17 protein-coding genes are annotated in these 16436 nt (G+C 65.1%); 7 read left to right on the top strand and 10 right to left on the bottom strand.

Features of this window, described 5'->3' with window-relative positions; genetic code table 11:
• Positions 1–3 precede the first annotated feature (3 nt).
• The 3 genes from EPO50_RS28590 to phnG are packed head-to-tail and all read right to left on the bottom strand — an operon-like array spanning position 4 to position 2188.
• On the bottom strand, positions 4–1122 hold the full coding sequence (locus tag EPO50_RS28590; RefSeq protein WP_296350002.1) for a carbon-phosphorus lyase complex subunit PhnI: 1119 nt from the start codon (positions 1120–1122) through the stop codon (positions 4–6).
• A complete protein-coding gene (phnH, locus tag EPO50_RS28585) occupies positions 1107–1721 on the bottom strand; it encodes a phosphonate C-P lyase system protein PhnH (protein ID WP_296350000.1) in 615 nt (204 codons plus the stop codon). Before phnH ends, EPO50_RS28590 begins: the two co-directional genes overlap by 16 nt.
• The gene (gene phnG, locus EPO50_RS28580; protein WP_296349998.1) at positions 1718–2188 is read right to left on the bottom strand and encodes a phosphonate C-P lyase system protein PhnG; all 471 of its coding nucleotides are present in this window, start codon (positions 2186–2188) and stop codon (positions 1718–1720) included. The genes phnH and phnG overlap by 4 nt, the downstream gene beginning before the upstream one ends.
• Before the next feature lie 359 nt (positions 2189–2547).
• On the opposite strand from phnG, the gene pstS reads away from it, so the two are divergent.
• The 6 genes from pstS (at position 2548) to phoB (ending at position 7876) form a co-directional block, all read left to right on the top strand.
• Positions 2548–3594 carry a phosphate ABC transporter substrate-binding protein PstS gene (gene pstS / locus EPO50_RS28575; RefSeq protein WP_296349997.1) on the top strand — a complete coding sequence of 349 codons (1047 nt, stop codon included), beginning with the start codon at positions 2548–2550 and terminating at the stop codon, positions 3592–3594.
• An 88-nt stretch (positions 3595–3682) separates the two neighbouring features.
• Entirely contained in the window at positions 3683–4693 is a 1011-nt protein-coding gene (gene pstC, locus EPO50_RS28570; protein WP_296349995.1) for a phosphate ABC transporter permease subunit PstC, read from the top strand.
• Positions 4694–4697: 4 nt separating this feature from the next.
• Complete coding sequence (gene pstA, locus EPO50_RS28565) at positions 4698–5552, top strand: phosphate ABC transporter permease PstA (RefSeq protein WP_296349993.1); 855 nt, start codon at positions 4698–4700, stop codon at positions 5550–5552.
• Positions 5552–6382 carry a phosphate ABC transporter ATP-binding protein PstB gene (gene pstB, locus EPO50_RS28560; RefSeq protein ID WP_296349991.1) on the top strand — a complete coding sequence of 277 codons (831 nt, stop codon included), beginning with the start codon at positions 5552–5554 and terminating at the stop codon, positions 6380–6382. The genes pstA and pstB overlap by 1 nt, the downstream gene beginning before the upstream one ends.
• Before the next feature lie 43 nt (positions 6383–6425).
• Positions 6426–7136: a phosphate signaling complex protein PhoU gene (gene phoU, locus EPO50_RS28555; RefSeq protein ID WP_296349989.1), complete on the top strand. Its 711-nt coding sequence runs from the start codon at positions 6426–6428 to the stop codon at positions 7134–7136.
• Positions 7137–7183: 47 nt separating this feature from the next.
• Positions 7184–7876, top strand: coding sequence for a phosphate regulon transcriptional regulator PhoB (phoB, locus tag EPO50_RS28550; RefSeq protein WP_296350466.1), 693 nt, complete (start codon positions 7184–7186; stop codon positions 7874–7876).
• A 172-nt stretch (positions 7877–8048) separates the two neighbouring features.
• Here the strand turns inward: phoB and EPO50_RS28545 are convergent, their stop codons facing one another.
• Genes EPO50_RS28545 through EPO50_RS28530 form a run of 4 tightly spaced genes read right to left on the bottom strand, consistent with a single transcriptional unit; the run spans position 8049 to position 11599 of the window.
• Positions 8049–9449: an MFS transporter gene (locus tag EPO50_RS28545; RefSeq protein ID WP_296349987.1), complete on the bottom strand. Its 1401-nt coding sequence runs from the start codon at positions 9447–9449 to the stop codon at positions 8049–8051.
• A complete protein-coding gene (locus EPO50_RS28540) occupies positions 9446–10423 on the bottom strand; it encodes an adenosine kinase (protein ID WP_296349985.1) in 978 nt (325 codons plus the stop codon). The genes EPO50_RS28545 and EPO50_RS28540 overlap by 4 nt, the downstream gene beginning before the upstream one ends.
• Positions 10424–10439: 16 nt before the next feature.
• Positions 10440–10829 (bottom strand): DsrE family protein, encoded by a 390-nt coding sequence (locus EPO50_RS28535; protein WP_296349981.1) that lies wholly within the window; start codon positions 10827–10829, stop codon positions 10440–10442.
• Entirely contained in the window at positions 10826–11599 is a 774-nt protein-coding gene (locus tag EPO50_RS28530; protein WP_296349979.1) for a molybdopterin-synthase adenylyltransferase MoeB, read from the bottom strand. Before EPO50_RS28530 ends, EPO50_RS28535 begins: the two co-directional genes overlap by 4 nt.
• Before the next feature lie 68 nt (positions 11600–11667).
• Here EPO50_RS28530 and EPO50_RS28525 point away from each other — a divergent pair, with 68 nt between their 5' ends.
• A complete protein-coding gene (locus tag EPO50_RS28525) occupies positions 11668–12873 on the top strand; it encodes a Bcr/CflA family multidrug efflux MFS transporter (RefSeq protein ID WP_296349977.1) in 1206 nt (401 codons plus the stop codon).
• Here EPO50_RS28525 and EPO50_RS28520 read toward each other — a convergent pair whose 3' ends face one another.
• From EPO50_RS28520 to EPO50_RS28510, 3 genes are read right to left on the bottom strand one after another with little or no spacing between them, the layout of a single operon-like run.
• The gene (locus EPO50_RS28520) at positions 12874–13914 is read right to left on the bottom strand and encodes a WD40 repeat domain-containing protein (protein WP_296349975.1); all 1041 of its coding nucleotides are present in this window, start codon (positions 13912–13914) and stop codon (positions 12874–12876) included. It lies immediately after the preceding gene.
• A gap of 9 nt (positions 13915–13923) precedes the next feature.
• On the bottom strand, positions 13924–14901 hold the full coding sequence (locus EPO50_RS28515; RefSeq protein WP_296349973.1) for a GTP-binding protein: 978 nt from the start codon (positions 14899–14901) through the stop codon (positions 13924–13926).
• A 50-nt stretch (positions 14902–14951) separates the two neighbouring features.
• Positions 14952–16211, bottom strand: coding sequence for a UbiH/UbiF/VisC/COQ6 family ubiquinone biosynthesis hydroxylase (locus tag EPO50_RS28510; protein ID WP_296349971.1), 1260 nt, complete (start codon positions 16209–16211; stop codon positions 14952–14954).
• Positions 16212–16436: the final 225 nt, after the last annotated feature.

Below are 16436 nucleotides of genomic sequence, written 5' to 3'. Positions count from 1 at the left end.
GGCCTACTCCGCCGCCTGGCTGAGGGTTACAGCCTGCTCGGCCGCGCGCCGGTTGCGTTCCTCGACCTCGGCGCGCAGCGCCCGCACCACCACCAATTCCGACTGGAAGTCGACATAGTGGGGCAGCTTCAGGTGCTGCACGAAGCCCGAGGCCTCGACATTGTCGGAATGCGCCAGCACGAACTCTTCGTCCTGCGCAGGCGAGTCCGCGCTTTCCGCGAGTTCACGGGCGCGCAGCGCGCGATCGACCAGGGCCATTGCGATCGCCTTGCGTTCCGCATGACCGAAGGCCAAACCATAGCCGCGGGTGAACTGCGGCGGGACGTCGTGCGAGCCGGCGAATTGATTGACCATGTCGCACTCGGTGACGTCGATCTCGGCGATCTCGATGGCGAAGCCCAGCTCCTCGGGAATGAACGCGACCGGCACATGGCCGTAGCGGATCTCGCCAACGAAAGGATGATTGTTGCCGTAGCCGCGCTGGGTCGAGTAGCCGAGCGCCAGCAGGAAACCTTCGTCGCCGCGCGCCAGGTTCTGCAGGCGCAACGGCCGGTCCGCCGGCAGGCTGAGCGGATGGCGCGTGAGATCGTCGGGTCGCTCGCCGGTGGCTTCGGGCGGCGGTTCGAGCAAGCCTTCACGGGCCAGGATATCGCCGACATGCGGCAGCGCGTGCGCCGTATCGGCGGGCGCGGTCGGTGCCTCCGGACGATCGGCGGCGACGGCCAGCGAGAAGTCGAGCAGGCGATGTGTGTAGTCGTAGGTCGGCCCCAGCACCTGGCCACCCGGCACATCCTTGAAGGCGGCCGAGATTCGCCGCTCCGCCACCATGCGTGCCGTGTCGAGCGGCTCGGAATCGCCGAAGCGCGGCAGGGTCGTGCGGTAGGCGCGGAGCAGGAAGATCGCTTCGATCAGATCGCCGCGCGCCTGCTTGATGGCCAGCGCCGCCAGGCGCCGGTCATAGCAGGAGCCCTCGGTCATCACGCGGTCGACGGCGAGGCCAAGCTGCTGGTCGATCTGCTCCAGCGTGAGCTCGGCGAGGTCGCGGTCGCCACGGCGCCGGTCGGCAATCAGATGCAGCGAATGGGCGATGGCGGTCTCGCCACCTTTCACCGCGACGTACATGGCGAGACCTCCACGGAGATGCTGCGCGGCAGCGCGAGAAGCTGGGACCCTGTGGTGAAGATCAAGTCGACACCGCATGGGAAGAGCGCGTGATTGGTGGCGCACTGGCGCCAGAACCAGTCGTCCAGCCCGGCAATGGCGAGCTGGGTCTCGCCCTTGATGCCCGGGCCGCGCCCGGTGCGGACCGGACCAGTACCGAGAGCCGGCACCTCGATCAGTAAGGTGGCCGAGCGATCAGGGTAGGTGTCGGTGCCGCTGGCGAACCCTTCGAAAGGATCCGCATCGTCATGCGACAGCACGGCGAAGGTCGCGGCCGCGCGATCCTCGATAATCGGCGTGCCGGTGTGGAAGCGCAGATAGTCGCGAACCTCGGGCGTGTTGAATGAGGGCGCCAACCAGAGCGGCGTGTCGCGATCGGCCAGGGTCAGCAGATAGGCCGTGGCGGCCGGTGAGATCATGCCGGGTCCCTGCGGTGCATCGGCGAGAGTTACGATGCGGCCCGGATGGCTGAAGGCGTCGAGCACCTCGCGAAAGAGCTGTTGGGCGTCGTGCGAAGGATCGGCAAGGCCCGGCGACAGGGAACTCAGCGTGCCGCTCATGTGCCGGCCTCGCGCGCGACGGTAAAGAACTCGACCTTGGTGGCGGCGGCACGCGCAGCGATCAGGCGATGCCGGGCCTCGGCTTCGTCGGCGAGCGGCGACACGATCTCGGCCTCGAGCCTGTCGCGCCACTCCTCGCGCTGGCCCAGCGCGTCGAGGACGGCCACGATCTCGGCTTGATGGGCGTGGCGACCGCCGACGTAGCCGAAGCCGACCTCACCTGTTTCTAACCGGACGGCGGCGCGTGTCACCGTCATCTCGCCGGCGCAGAAGGGAGCGCCGTTGCCCGAGATACGACCGTGCAGCATGACGAGCCCGGTCTCGGGCCGACGCAGGATAGTGTAAGCGGGGACAGGGCCCAGTGCCTGCCATAGCAAGTCGAGACGGGCTTCGGGTGCTTTCGCCAAAATGGAAAGCCACCGGCGGCGGCGGTCGACGGCCTCGGTGTCGGATTCTTTGCAAGACATGGTGTGCTCTTGAAACGAGCCGCACCATCGGCAGAGCGCGTTACCGTTCCGAGGGGGTAGAGTTAAGATCCTGTGACGAGTGCTGGTTTGTCCCCAATAGTGCTTTGGCCAATAGCGGGTCTGTCACAAAAGGCTGTGGCGTAAGCCGAGAGGCAGGGCTCCGAGCTTTTGTTCCGAAATGCTCTGCATACTCGGTGAAAAGAAAAATAGTCCGATTTGTCAGTGGCTTAGAGGAAGAATGGGACTTCGTCCTCAGTGCCAGGAAATCGATGTCATTGAAGTGTCATATAAGAGTCATATGACAGTGACGTGCGGCTCCTAGGGGAAGGGCGCTTCGGAATTCATCGAAGGAGAACCCTATGCACTTCGCCAAAATTGCCCTGACGACAGCGGCGCTCGCGCTTTCGTCGGTCGCCGCTTACGCCGCCGACATTTCCGGCGCCGGCGCGACCTTCCCGTACCCGATCTATGCCAAGTGGGCCGACACCTACAAGAAGGAGACCGGCGTCGGTCTCAACTACCAGTCCATCGGCTCGGGCGGCGGCATCAAGCAGATCAAGGCCAAGACCGTGACCTTCGGCGCGACCGACGCGCCGCTGCCCGGCAAGGAGCTCGATGATTCGGGCCTCGCCCAGTTCCCGATGGTGATGGGCGCCATCGTGCCGGTCGTGAATCTCGAAGGCATCAAGCCGGGTGAGCTCACGCTCGACGGTACGACGCTCGCCAAGATCTATATGGGTCAGATCAAGAGCTGGGACGATGCCGCCATCGCCAAGCTGAACCCGAACGCCAAGCTGCCCAAGCAGGCGATCGTGCCGGTGCGCCGCTCGGACGGCTCGGGCACGACCTTCAATTTTGCCTACTACCTGGCTGACATCAGCCCGGAGTGGAAGTCGAAGGTCGGTGTCGCCACCGCGCTCGAGTGGCCGGTCGGCATCGGCGCCAAGGGCAACGAGGGCGTTGCCAACAACGTCGCCAACACGAAGGGCTCGATCGGCTACGTCGAGTATGCCTACGCCAAGCAGAACAAGCTCATCCACACCAACATGATCAACAAGGCGGGCAAGACGGTCGCACCGACCTCGGCCACCTTCCAGGCCGCTGCTGCCAATGCCGATTGGAAGTCGCAGCCCGGCTACGGCGTGATTCTGGCCAACCAGCCCGGCGACCAGTCCTGGCCGATGACCGCGGCGACGTGGATCCTGATCTACAAGAAGCCGGTTGATGCGGCGACCACGGGCGAAGCCCTGAAGTTCTTCGCCTGGTCCTACGCCAAGGGCGGCAAGTCGGCCGAGGAGCTGGACTACGTGCCGATGCCGGCCAACGTCGTCGCCGACATTCAGAAGATGTGGTCTGCGGAGATCAAGGACGCCGGCGGCAAGCCGCTTTTCTCGCCGACCAACTAAGGCTCGCGGGAGGGCGGGTGGTTTCCACCCGCCCTCCATTCGTCCTTTCCACCCGAGCGTACCTGGGTGGAGAGGCAGGGGGAGGAGCATGGGTTCGAGGGGGCGTGACGTGAGCGAAGTGGCTTTAAGAGACGCAAACGTGACGGCTAGAGAGTCGTCATCGCGCGCTGCCGTCCTGCGACGGCTGAGACTGAACGACCGGATATTCCATGGGCTGACCCGAGGTGCCGCTCTCACGGTGCTGGCGCTGCTGAGCGGGGTCATCATCGCCCTGATCATTGGTGCCGCGCCCGCGCTCGGCACTTTCGGCTTTTCCTTCTTAACCAGCCAATCCTGGAACCCGGTCACTGAGAAGTTCGGAGCACTGGCGCCGATCTACGGCACGCTGGTCACCTCCTTCATCGCCATGGTGATCGCTGTGCCGGTCGGCCTGATGGTGGCCTTCTTCCTGACCGAGCTTTGTCCGATGGTGTTGCGCCGACCGATCGGCATCGCCATCGAGCTGCTGGCTGGCATCCCCAGCATCATCTACGGCATCTGGGGCTTGTTCGTGTTCGCGCCCTTCTTGCAGAAGTACGTGCAGCCCTTCCTGATCGACACCTTCGGCAGCATTCCCATCCTCGGCACGCTCTTCGAAGGACCTCCCTACGGCATCGGCATGCTGACGGCGGGGCTTATTCTCGCGATCATGGTGCTGCCCTTCGTCACCTCGATCTCACGGGACGTCTTTTCGGCCGTCCCGCCGGTCCTCAAGGAAGCGGCCTATGGCGTGGGCTGCACGACCTGGGAAGTGTTCCGCAACGTCGTTTTGCCCTACACGAGGGTCGGCGTGATCGGCGGCTTCATGCTGGGTCTGGGCCGCGCGCTCGGCGAAACCATGGCCGTGACCTTCGTGATCGGCAACGCGCACAAGGTTTCCGCTTCGATCCTGGCGCCGGGCACCACGATCTCGGCCTCGATCGCCAACGAATTCACCGAGGCAGTCGGCGATCTCTACACCTCCTCGCTGATCGCGCTCGGCCTGATCCTGTTTTTCATCACCTTCATCGTGCTCGCCATTGCCCGCTACTTGCTGGCGCGTATGAACCGGTTGGGGTAACGCCATGTCTGCTGCCGCCGCGAATTCCCTCTATGCCGGCCGCCGTCGCCGCAACGCCATTGCTAAAACCCTGGCGCTGGCCGCGACCATCTTCGGCCTCGGCTGGCTCGTCCTGATCCTGGGCGTACTGCTGTTCCACGGCCTGTCGGGCCTGTCGCTTGCCGTCTTCACCGAGAACACACCGCCGCCCGGCGCCGCTGGCGGCTTGGCAAACGCCATCATCGGCAGCGTGATCATGACGGTGCTGGCGGTCATCATCGGCACGCCGATCGGCATCCTGGCCGGCACCTACCTTGCCGAGTATGGGCGCCACGACAAACTCTCGAACGTCGTGCGCTTCATCAACGACATCCTGCTCAGCGCGCCGTCGATCGTGATCGGCCTCTTCATCTACGAGGTGATGGTCGCGCCGATGGGCCACTTCTCCGGCTACGCCGGCGCCGTGGCCCTGGCTGTCATCGTGATCCCCGTCGTGGTGCGCACGACCGAGGACATGCTGACCCTGGTGCCTGACACGCTGCGCGAGGCGGCCGCGTCGATTGGCCTGCCGCGCTCGCTCATGATCATGCGGATCGCCTATCGCGCTGCCCAGGCCGGCATCGTCACGGGCATCCTGCTGGCCATTGCCCGCATCAGCGGTGAGACGGCGCCACTCCTGTTCACCGCTCTGAACAATCAGTTCTGGAGCCTGAACATGAATGCGCCGATGCCTAGCCTGCCTGTGGTCATCTTCCAGTTCGCCCTGTCGCCCTACGAGGAGTGGCAGAAGCTCGCCTGGACCGGTGCGCTCCTGATCACCGTTACCGTTCTCGCCCTCTCCATCTTTGCCCGATCCCTCACCGCAACGAGGAAACAGTAATGAGCATCGCATCTTCTGGCGGGCCTAGCCTTGCCGTTCCCGTCGCCAGCCATGCAAGCCTCGACACGTCGAAGCTCACGCCCAAGATCTCGATCAACAATCTCGAGTTCTTCTACGGCGACAGCCGTGCCCTGAAGGGCATCTCTCTGTCGCTCTATGCCAACAAGACGACCGCCTTCATCGGCCCGTCGGGTTGCGGCAAGTCGACCCTGCTGCGCGTGCTCAACCGCATGTACGACCTCTATCCGGGCCAGCGCGCCACCGGCGAGGTGCAGTTCGACGGCGACAACCTGCTGCGCGCAGATCAGGACATCAACCTGCTGCGCGCCCGCATCGGCATGGTGTTCCAGAAGCCAACGCCCTTTCCGATGTCGATCTACGAGAACATTGCTTTCGGCGTTCGGCTCTATGAAAGCCTGCCGCGCTCGGAACTCGACGGCCGCGTCGAACAGGCTTTGCGTCGCGCCGCGCTGTGGGACGAGGTCAAGGACAAGCTCGACGCCAACGGGCAGAGCCTGTCGGGTGGTCAGCAGCAGCGCCTTTGCATCGCGCGTACCGTTGCGGTGAAGCCCGAGGTCATCCTGTTCGACGAGCCCTGCTCGGCGCTCGATCCGATCTCGACCGCCAAGATCGAGGAGCTGATCGACGAACTGAAGCAGGACTACACGATCGTCATCGTCACCCACAACATGCAGCAGGCGGCGCGCGTCTCCGACTTCACCGCCTTCATGTATCTCGGTGAGCTGGTCGAGTTCGGCGGCACGGCGACGTTGTTCACCACGCCGCGCGACAAGCGCACCCAAGCCTACATCACCGGGCGTTTCGGCTGAGTTGATCCAGCCGATCAGACAAGAGCAGAAGAAGGGACAAGACATGCCCGAGCATACTCTGAAGCGTTTCGACGAAGAGCTGGAGCGGCTGAGTGCCACCATCAGCGAGATGGGTGGCCTTGCCGAGAGCCAGCTCGCGCAATCGCTCATCGCCTTGCGTGATCGTGACACTGAGGTGGCCGAGAGGGTGATCGCCGATGACGCCCGTGTCGACGCGCTCGACGAAGCCGTGCAGGAGCAGACGGTTCAGCTCCTCGCGCTGCGTCAGCCCATGGCCGTCGACCTGCGCGTCATCCTGTCCTCGATCAAGATCGCGGCGGCACTGGAGCGTATCGCCGACTATGCCAAGAACACCGCCAAGCGCAGCATCGTGCTGTCGCAGAGTAACGCGCCAGCTTCGGCGGTGACCGGCATCGAGCGGCTGGGCCGCCTGGTTCGCACGGCGCTGAAGGATGTGCTCGACGCGTTCGCCCACGGCGATGTCGCCAAGGCACACGACGTCTGGCAGCGCGACGAGGAGATCGATCAGGTCTACACCGGCCTGTTCCGCCACCTGCTCACCTACATGATGGAAGATCCGCGCACGATCACCGCCTGCACGCATCTCCTGTTCATGGCCAAGAACATCGAACGCGCCGGCGATCACGTGACCAATATCGCCGAGCTGGTGAGCTTCCGAGCCACCGGCCACGGTTTCGACGAGGTGAGGCCGAAGGGCAGCGCCTCCCTTTACACGACGAGTAACGCACCATGAGCATGACCGCCGTGACTCCCGCCCGCCGCGACGCTCAAGCTCCCACGATGAAGCCGCGCGTGCTGATCGTCGAAGACGAGACCGCGCTGGTCGAGTTGCTGCGGTACAATCTCGAACAGTCGGGCTTCAAGGTCGATGTCGCTTTCGATGGCGAAGAGGCGCTTCGGGCCGTCCAGGAAGATGTACCTGACCTCATCCTGCTCGACTGGATGTTGCCGCTGATGTCAGGCATCGAAGTCTGCCGTCAACTGCGCCGTCAGACCTCCACCGCCAACGTGCCGATCATCATGCTGACGGCGCGCGGTGAAGAGGGCGATCGCGTGCGCGGGCTCGACGCCGGCGCGGACGATTACGTGCCCAAACCCTTCTCGCCGACCGAGCTGGTGGCGCGCATCCGTGCCGTGCTGCGGCGCATCCGGCCGGCGTTGGCCGACGAGGCGCTGTCCTATGCCGATATCGTCATGGACCTCGTGGCGCATCGTGTGACGCGCGGTGGCAAGCCGATCCACCTCGGGCCGACGGAATTCCGTCTGCTGCGTCACTTCATGGAACATCCAGGCCGCGTCTTCTCGCGCGAGCAGCTCCTCGACGCCGTGTGGGGCAAGGATGTCTATGTCGAGGCTCGCACGGTCGACGTGCATATCCGCCGCCTGCGCATCGCCTTGAATGGCGAGAGCCATGTTGACGTGATCCGCACCGTTCGCGCCGCCGGCTACGCCCTCGACGCCACGCCAGGCTGATACGGGTAACCCCCAAGGCGGGGTTTTCCACACGGCCAGTAACGGTTTTGTAGCGTCCACCCTCTACACGGGGTTTGCCCATTCCAAGCCGGCGCCCCACGCCCCGCTCCGGAATGGGTCGGTTCCCCCGGCTCGGACGACACCCGACGCCGAATTACTGACCCCTCCTTCCTCAGGAAGGAGGGGTTTCTTTTTCAAAGCGACGACGGACGATCACGGCCAGCACGAGCGCGGGCAGGCCGAGCAGCGCGGTGTAGAGGAAGAAGATCGCGTAGCCACCGAACTTGTGCACTGAGGAGAACTCCGCCTGCAGCTTGTCCACGATCCAGCCCGATGAGCCGCCCATCAGTTTGCCGGGCAGGGTCATGATCGAGGTGAAGAGCGCGTACTGTGTTGCGGTGTAGGCCGTGTTGGTGAGACCGGACAGGAAAGCGATGAAGATCGAGCCCGACATGCCGCCGACCAGATTGTCGATGCTGATGGCGATGGTGAGGATCAGGGTGTCGGGCTGGCCGACCAGTGCGAGCCACGAGAAGGTGAGGTTGCTCGCCGCGATCAGGAATACCGCAACCACGAGCAGCCGCGCCGCGCCGATACGGAAGACCAGCACGCCGCCCAGCAGCGCGCCCAGGATCGACATCACGAAGCCGTAGATCTTGGAGACGTTGGCGATCTGCGACAGCGAGAAACCCATGTCGATGTAGAACGGGTTGGCCATCACGCCCATGGCGATGTCGGAGAGGCGGAAGAGGCCGATGAACAGCAGGAGCACGACGGCCATCCAGCCGTAGCGTGCGAAGAAATCGACGAACGGGCAGACGATGGCGCCGTAGACGAAGATCAGCGCCTTGCGTACCCACCCGGGCATCGTGCCGAGACCGGCGGCGAAGATCGCGACCTTGCCCTCGAGTTCCGAGGTGCCGGCGGTGACTTGCCGCTCGGGCTCGGTGACGATGAGGGTCGTGAGGATGCCCACGAGACCGAGCGCCGCCATGGACTGGTAGGCGATGGGCCAGGAGCCGAACTCGGCGATGTAGAGCGCGCCGGCGCCGGCTGCGAGCACGGCGATACGGTAACCGAGCTGGTAGGTGGCGGCGGTCGCGCCCTGCAGGCTCGCATCGGTCGCCTCGATGCGGAAGGCATCCAGGGCGATGTCCTGCGTGGCCGAGGAGAAGGCCACGACCAGCGCCAGCACCACCAGGCTCCAGAGATCGGTGCGCGGGTCGCAGAAGGACATGCCCAGCAGGCCACCGGCGATGCCTGCCTGTGCGAGCAGCATCCAGGATCGGCGGCGTCCCAGCCAGCGCGTGAGCAGTGGCAGCGGCACGCGGTCGACCACCGGCGACCACACGAACTTGAAGGAGTAGGTGATGCCTATCCAGCTGATGAAGCCGATCGCGGTACGGCTGATGCCGTACTCGCGCAGCCATGCCGACAGCGTGGCGAAGACCAGCAGGAACGGCAGCCCGGCCGAGAAGCCGAGGAACAGGAACGTGACGACGCGCGGATGCGTGTAGGTCGCGAGTGACTCACGCCAGCCGCGCGTGTGGGTGTCGGCGGCGGGACCGCTCAAATGAGGGTGCTCAGCGCCTGCTCGGGCCGGGCGCCGACATGGGAGATCACTTCGGCTGCTGCCACGCCGCCCAGTCGGGCACATTCAGCCAGCGGCTTGCCGTGCGTGAAACCAAACAGGAAACCGGAAGCATAGAGATCGCCAGCGCCGGTCGTGTCGACGACCTTGGCCACGGGGGCGGCCGGCACTTCGTAGGTCTCGCTGCCCTTGATCACGACCGAGCCCTTCTCGCTGCGCGTCAGGGCGGCGATCTTGGCTTCCTTGCGCGCGGCTTCGAGGGCTTCCTCGAAGGTCTCGACCTCGTAGAGCGCTTTGATCTCGGCTTCGTTGCCGAACAGGATATCGACCTTGTTGCGGATGAGGTCGCGGAACTCCTCGCGATAGCGATGGACGCAGAAGGAATCCGAAAGCGTGATCGAGACCTTGCGGCCGGCGGCGTGAGCTGCATCGAACGCCTTGAGCACGGCCTGCTTGGCGGCCGGGGCATCCCAGAGATAGCCCTCGACATAAGTCACCTGCGCCGATCCCACGCGCGCGACATCGATGTCGTTGGGGCCGAGGCCGGTGCAGGCGCCAAGATAAGTGTTCATGGTGCGCTGCGCGTCGGGCGTCACCAGGATCAGACAACGCGCGGTCGACGGACCCGAAGTAGCGCTGGCCGTCTCGAAGGAGACACCGGTCGCCTTGAGGTCATGGCCGAACACGTCGCCGAGCTGATCGTTGCGGACCTTGCCGATATAGGCGCCCTTGCCGCCGAACGAGGCGACACCGGCCATGGTATTGCCGCAGGAGCCGCCGGAGATCTCGACACCTGGGCCCATGGCTGCATAGAGCGTCTCGGCCCGCGCCTCATCGATCAGCATCATGCTGCCCTTAACCAGGCCATGCTGGCCGAGGAAGGAATCGTCGGCTCTGCTCAGGACGTCGACGATGGCGTTACCGATTCCCAGCACGTCGAAGGCGGCGGATGTCATGAACTCTCCCGATACGTCACAATGAAACGAGGTGCATGCCCGGCTTGGTCTCTTCCAGCAAGGTCACGATACCGGCGACCGTGAACGGTACATCGGCCCTGAGGCTCGCACGGTCGATGTCGAGCGACCGCAAACCCATTTCGCACACGATAAAGCGCGCGCCAAGCTCGACGCAGGCCTGAAGCAAGGTTTCGAAATCGCCGACGCCGCGCGCGCGGTTCTGGGCGTCGCGATCCCAGTCCTCGAGGGAAGGGGGTGGGCCCTGCAGGGCGCGAATGCCGGACATGGTGAAGAAGAGAACGGCGGGCTTGTTCACGGCCAATGCGGCGGCAGCCAGCGCCAGCGCATAGTGGGCACTCTCATAGTCGCCGGCGCGCAGGATGACCGAAATGCCGCCGTCGCTCATGAGGCCCCACAGGTTGGGCAATCCGGACGCTTGGCGATCGTCATTTCGTCGAAGGATGCAGCGAGCGCGTCGTACATCAGCAGCCGGCCCGAGAGCGAACGGCCGACCTCAAGGATTTCCTTCACGACCTCCGTCGCCTGCAGGGTGCCTAGCGTGCCGGCGAGTGCTCCCAGAACGCCCGCCTGGGCGCAGCTCGGCACGGCGTCTTCCGACGGCGCCACCGGAAAGAGGCAGCGCAGGCAGGGATGGCCTGGGCCCTGCCAGGCCTTGTAGGTCGAGACCTGCCCGTCGAACCGCAGGATCGCCGCCGAGACCAAAGTCTTCTTCAGGCGATAACAGGTGTCGTTCAGGAGGTAGCGCGTGGCGAAGTTGTCGCTGCCGTCGGCCACGACGTCGTAGCCCGCGAGGATGCGCGTGGCGTTCTCGGCGGTGAGGCGTTCATCGTGAACCTGCACCTGCACCTCGGGATTGATGTCGCCGAGTGCGCGCCGCGCGCTCTCGACCTTGGAGATGCCGACGTCGCTGGTGCGATGGATGACCTGCCGCTGCAGGTTGGAAAGATCGACCGTGTCGTGGTCGATCACACCCAGCGTGCCGATACCGGCCGCTGCGAGATACTGCAGGAGGGGTGCGCCAAGGCCGCCGGCGCCGATCACCAGCACCTTGGCGGCAATCAGCCGCGATTGTCCGATGCCACCCACCTCCGCCAGCACGATATGGCGCGCATATCGGCGGATCTGCATTTCTGACAGGTCAGGCAGCGATGACATGGTCCGCTTATAGCATGGCGCCGGGAGGGAATTGCCTTTAGAGCGACCGCGCACATGACCTCCTTAAAATGACCACGACCACCCGCCCGACCCTGACTCCCTTGTTGCTGGCGGTGCTGGCCCTGTTGTCGGCCTTCACACCCCTTTCGATCGACATGTATCTGCCGGCGCTGCCGGTAATCACCGTCGATCTCAAGGGCAGCGTCGGCGACATCCAGCTCACGCTGTCGATGTTCATGGTGGCGTTCGGCTTCGGCCAGATCTTCTACGGACCCGCCGGCGATCGCTTCGGGCGGCGGCCGGTCATCCTGTCGGGGCTGGTGGTCTATGTACTGGCAAGCGTGGGTTGTGCCTTCGCGGCCTCGGCCGGCCAATTGATCGCGCTGCGTTTCCTGCAGGGGCTGGCGGCCTGTGGTGGCGTGGTTCTGGCGCGCACCATGGTGCGCGACATGGCCGAGCGCGACGAGGCGGCGCGCGCCATGTCGCTGATGCTGGCGGCGACCTCGATCGCGCCGATGCTGGCACCGTTGATCGGTGGCCAGATCCTGTGGTTCGCCGGTTGGCGTGCGATCTTCTGGGCACTCGCGGGTGCCGGCATTATCGGGTTTCTCGTTGCCTGGTGGCGCCTGCCCGAGACCCTGCGGCCGGAATATCGCCAGCCGCTCGAACCGCTGCTGGTGGTGAAACGCTTCGGCGAGCTGCTCCGCCATCGCGCCTTCATGGGCTATGCCTTCACCGGCGCCTTCATGTTCGCGGCCCTGTTCTCGTTCATCTCAGGCTCGCCGTTCGTCTTCATCGAGCGCTATGGCATCGCGCCACGGGACTTCGGCCTGGTGTTCGGCGGCATGGTGATCTTCATGACGGTCGGCAGCCTGCTCAATGCCCGCTTCGTGCCCAAGATCGGGGCCAGCCGCATCCTGCGTTACGGCGTGCTCGTGCCCGCTCTCGCGGGCGTGACCGCCGCCGTGCTGGGGTGGATCGAGGCGTCTTACGGCACGATTGGCCTGATCCCGTTTCTGGTGTGCTTTGTCGCCCAGATCGCGACGCTAAGCCTCATCGGCCCCAACGCCACGGCGCTCGCGCTGCAGCGCTATCCGCACATGGCCGGCACGGCCTCGTCTCTCATGGGCGTACTGACCTTCGGCATCGGTGCGGCCTTCGGCGCTGCCGTCGGCCAGACCTTCGACGGCACCATAGCGCCCATGACGACGGCAATGGGCGTTGCGGGTCTGCTTTGCCTCTTGTCGCACCGCGTGCTGGTGCGACAGGGCTAGCTAACGCCTAAGGTCGATCACCAGAAGATCGCCGCGGTCGTTGCCGACGGCGAGCCGGAAACCGCCCGGCGCCCAGGCGAGGCAGGTGATTGCCGAACCATCGGCCATCTTGAGCACGACAGAGCGCTTGGTCTTGATGTCGCCGAGCTGCAGCTCGCCGGAGTCGTAGCCGCCGGCCACGAACTCGGCCGTGGGATGGGCCGCGACCACCGTCATCAGGCCCGCGCCCTCGTCGCCGAACTGCAACGGCGGCTTGCCCTCGGGCCCCTTGCCGGCGAACGGCCAGGCCGTGAAGACAGGCTGCGACGAGGTGTAGAGAAAGCGCGCGTCGGCGGTCCAGGAGAGCGACTTCACCTTGGCGGGGTAGCCCTGCATGCGCATGTCGGTGGCCTGCGCCACGCGCCAGACATGGATGTCGTTTTCCTGCGTGCCCGTGGCGATGAACTTGCCGTCGGTGCTCCACTTCAGCGCGACGTGGCTGCCGCGCCAGGCGAAGCGACGCGGCGGCAGGACGACCTGGCCGATGCTCCACACGGTGATGCCGTCATAGTGGGCGCAGGCGACGCGGCTGCCGTCCTTGCTGAAATCGAGACCGGCCACCGTGCTCTGATGCGGCCCGAATTCGCGCACCTCGCCATCCTTGGCCACGAACATCGCGCGGCCCACGCCGGCGGCGATCGCGCCATTGCGATGGGCGGCAAGATGCTCGACCCATTTTCCCTTCTGCGTCAGCAGCTCCGTGGCGGTACCGTCGAGCGCCACGCGCAGCACGCGGCCGTCATCGCCGCCACTCACGAAGCCGTCGCCGGCTGGATCGCCGATCAACGCCAGCGCGACGCCGCTGTGCAGGGGCGGCGCAGCGTCGGGTGCGGCGGCTTTGATGTCGGCCGGCATCTGCCGAACTTGGCCATCACCCAGGGCAAAGGCTACGGTGTTGCCGTCGCGGCTGAAGGCGCAGGCGGCGACTGGTGCGTCGGTCGCAAGCGAACGGGCCGGCGGCAGGGTCTGCTGCCAGGCCGGATTGGCGAGATCGAGTTTCACAGGGTCAAACTACTTCAGACAGTCTTCGAAGCCGCGCTTCAGGTTGTCGCCGTCGAGGTTGCGGCCGATGAAGACCAGCTTGCTCGACCGAGCCTCCCCGTCCTTCCAGGCCGAACCCCAGTCGCTGTCCATCATCATGTGGACGCCCTGATAGACGTAGCGGCGCGGCGCGCCGTCGATCGCCAGGATGCCCTTGCTGCGGAAGATATCGGGACCCTTGATCTGCAGCAGCGCGCCCATCCACTTCTGGAACTTGTCGGGATCGACGGGCCGGTCGGCGCTAATCGAGAGGCTTGCGACTTCGTCGCCATGATTGTGGTCGTGGCCGGAGTGCAGGAAGTCCGGTTCGAACTCGAGGATGCGGGCGAGATCGAATGCGCCCTTGTCGAGGATGGCGTCGAGCTCGATCTGGCTCTTCTGCGTGCGGAAGATGCGGGCATAGCGGTTGATGCCGCGGATCTTGTCTTCGACCTTCTTGAGGTCGTCGGGGCTCACCAGATCGGTCTTGTTGAGCAGGATCACGTCGGCGAACGCCACCTGCTGCTCGGCTTCGGAACCCTGTTCGAGCTGGCCGAAGAAGTGCTTGGCATCGATCACGGTCACGATGGCGTCGAGGCGGGTGCGGGCCTTCACGTCGTCGTCGGTGAAGAAGGTCTGCGCCACCGGTCCAGGGTCGGCGAGTCCGGTCGTCTCGACCAGGATGCCGTCGAACTTGTCCTTGCGCTTCATCAGGCCTTCGATGATGCGGATCAGATCGCCACGCACGGTGCAGCAGATGCAACCGTTGTTCATCTCGAACACTTCCTCGTCGGCATTCACCACGAGGTCGTTGTCGACGCCGAGCTCGCCGAATTCATTCACGATGACGGCGTATTTCTTGCCGTGCTGTTCGCTCAGGATGCGGTTGAGAAGGGTGGTCTTGCCGGCGCCGAGATAGCCGGTGAGCACGGTGACGGGCACCTGCGCCGATGATTGGGGACTGGCCATGCGAAATCCTCGAAATTGGCCCCTGAGATAGGGCTGCAAACCCCTTAAGTCTAGGGCCGCTCGCCGCGGATCAGCTTGGGCAGATCGCCGACCAGGCCCATCGCATGGCGGACGAAAAAGCGGCGCAGCGGCGGCACGCGGTTCACGGCGGCGAGGCCGAGGTCGCGCGCGAGACGGAGCGGCGTGATGTCGTTGGAGAACAACCGGTTCAGGAGATCGGTGGCGGCAACCATGGTGAAGTTGTCGGCGCGACGCCACTGGGCATAGCGCTCCAACGCGTCGGCGCCACCGACATCGAGGCCCAGCCGCTTGGTGTCGATCAACACTTCGACGAGAGCGGCGATATCGCGGACGCCGAGATTGTAGCCCTGGCCCGCGATGGGATGGATGCCATGGGCGGCATCGCCTACCAACACCAGCCGCGTGTCGATGTAGCGCTCGGCATGCACAAGGCCCAACGGATACCACCAACGCGGACCGATGGGCGCGACGGCACCGAGATGGTCGCCGAAGCGGCGGGCGAATTCGGCCTGGAAGCGCGGTCCATCGAGTTCGAGCAGGCGGCGCGCGAGATCGGCGCGTTCGGTCCAGACGATCGACGAACGATGCTCGCCTGTGGAGCTGTCGGTCATCGGCAGGATGGCGAAGGGTCCGCCCGGCAGAAACTTCTCCTGCGCCACGCCGCGATGCGGCCGTTCGTGTTTGGCCACGAGCACGATGGCGATCTGATCGTAGGACCAGGCGCGCGCGCCGATGCCGGCGTCCTCGCGCATCGAGCCGAAGCGGCCCTCGGCGGAGGCGATCAGCCGTGTGGCGATGCGACGCCCGCTCTTCAAGGTGAGCTCGGCCTTGTCGAGGTCACGCTTGCTATCGGTGACTTCGTCGGGGGCAATCAGCTCGACCTGCGGGCAGGTGGCGAGTCGGCGCAGTAGTGCGGCACGCAGGAAGCGGTTTTCGACGATCCAGCCCATCGGGGCCGCTTCGGTTCCCTCGTCGGCCGCCTCGCGATGGTCGAAGTGCAGGAACAGCGGGCTGGCGCGGCCATCATGGCCTGCATCCGAGATGCGGATATCGCGGATCGGTTCGGCTTCGGCGGCGACCTCGTCCCACAGGCCCAACGCGGCGAACAGGCGTTGGCTGGTGTAGGCGATGGCTGTGGTGCGGCCGTCGAAACCGGCCTGGCTCATGGTGGTGAGCGCCACGCGATCGATCAGGGCGGTGGAGAGCCCTGCTTCGCCGGCGGCCAGCGCCAGCAGGCTGCCGTTGAGGCCGGCGCCGACGATGGCGAGATCGAACCGTTCCTTGTCCATCCGCCATAGATGGCAGCCGCCCGGTGGAGCGGCAACCCTCTATGGTCGCTGGGTCAGCCTTGCCTAGAACGTCTTTGAGATACCGATGATGACGCGTGAGGCGCAGTTCTGGGTGCCGAGGCAGTCCTGGACGCTGAGGTTGGTGCCTGTGTAGACGGCGGAGAGGTCGAAGCCATAGACGTTGACGACGACGCCGGCCTGCCAGTCCCAGTAGTTGTCGTTGGG

This window comes from Reyranella sp., from assembly GCF_004297405.1.
Classification (GTDB): domain Bacteria; phylum Pseudomonadota; class Alphaproteobacteria; order Reyranellales; family Reyranellaceae; genus Reyranella.
The sequence above is the reverse complement of the archived record's forward strand: the minus strand, read 5'-3'. Positions and strand labels throughout refer to the sequence as shown.

What these genes read in the sequence shown, in the direction of transcription:
- EPO50_RS28515 (WP_296349973.1), bottom strand. Translation starts at nt 14,901, where the DNA reads ATGGCCAGTCCCCAATCATCGGCGCAGGTGCCCGTCACCGTGCTCACC.
- EPO50_RS28540 (WP_296349985.1), bottom strand. Translation starts at nt 10,423, where the DNA reads ATGACATCCGCCGCCTTCGACGTGCTGGGAATCGGTAACGCCATCGTC.
- phoU (WP_296349989.1), top strand. Translation starts at nt 6,426, where the DNA reads ATGCCCGAGCATACTCTGAAGCGTTTCGACGAAGAGCTGGAGCGGCTG.
- EPO50_RS28525 (WP_296349977.1), top strand. Translation starts at nt 11,668, where the DNA reads ATGACCACGACCACCCGCCCGACCCTGACTCCCTTGTTGCTGGCGGTG.
- pstB (WP_296349991.1), top strand. Translation starts at nt 5,552, where the DNA reads ATGAGCATCGCATCTTCTGGCGGGCCTAGCCTTGCCGTTCCCGTCGCC.
- phnH (WP_296350000.1), bottom strand. Translation starts at nt 1,721, where the DNA reads ATGAGCGGCACGCTGAGTTCCCTGTCGCCGGGCCTTGCCGATCCTTCG.
- pstC (WP_296349995.1), top strand. Translation starts at nt 3,683, where the DNA reads ATGGGTTCGAGGGGGCGTGACGTGAGCGAAGTGGCTTTAAGAGACGCA.
- EPO50_RS28535 (WP_296349981.1), bottom strand. Translation starts at nt 10,829, where the DNA reads ATGAGCGACGGCGGCATTTCGGTCATCCTGCGCGCCGGCGACTATGAG.
- pstA (WP_296349993.1), top strand. Translation starts at nt 4,698, where the DNA reads ATGTCTGCTGCCGCCGCGAATTCCCTCTATGCCGGCCGCCGTCGCCGC.
- EPO50_RS28530 (WP_296349979.1), bottom strand. Translation starts at nt 11,599, where the DNA reads ATGTCATCGCTGCCTGACCTGTCAGAAATGCAGATCCGCCGATATGCG.
- pstS (WP_296349997.1), top strand. Translation starts at nt 2,548, where the DNA reads ATGCACTTCGCCAAAATTGCCCTGACGACAGCGGCGCTCGCGCTTTCG.
- EPO50_RS28590 (WP_296350002.1), bottom strand. Translation starts at nt 1,122, where the DNA reads ATGTACGTCGCGGTGAAAGGTGGCGAGACCGCCATCGCCCATTCGCTG.
- phoB (WP_296350466.1), top strand. Translation starts at nt 7,184, where the DNA reads ATGAAGCCGCGCGTGCTGATCGTCGAAGACGAGACCGCGCTGGTCGAG.
- EPO50_RS28510 (WP_296349971.1), bottom strand. Translation starts at nt 16,211, where the DNA reads ATGGACAAGGAACGGTTCGATCTCGCCATCGTCGGCGCCGGCCTCAAC.
- phnG (WP_296349998.1), bottom strand. Translation starts at nt 2,188, where the DNA reads ATGTCTTGCAAAGAATCCGACACCGAGGCCGTCGACCGCCGCCGCCGG.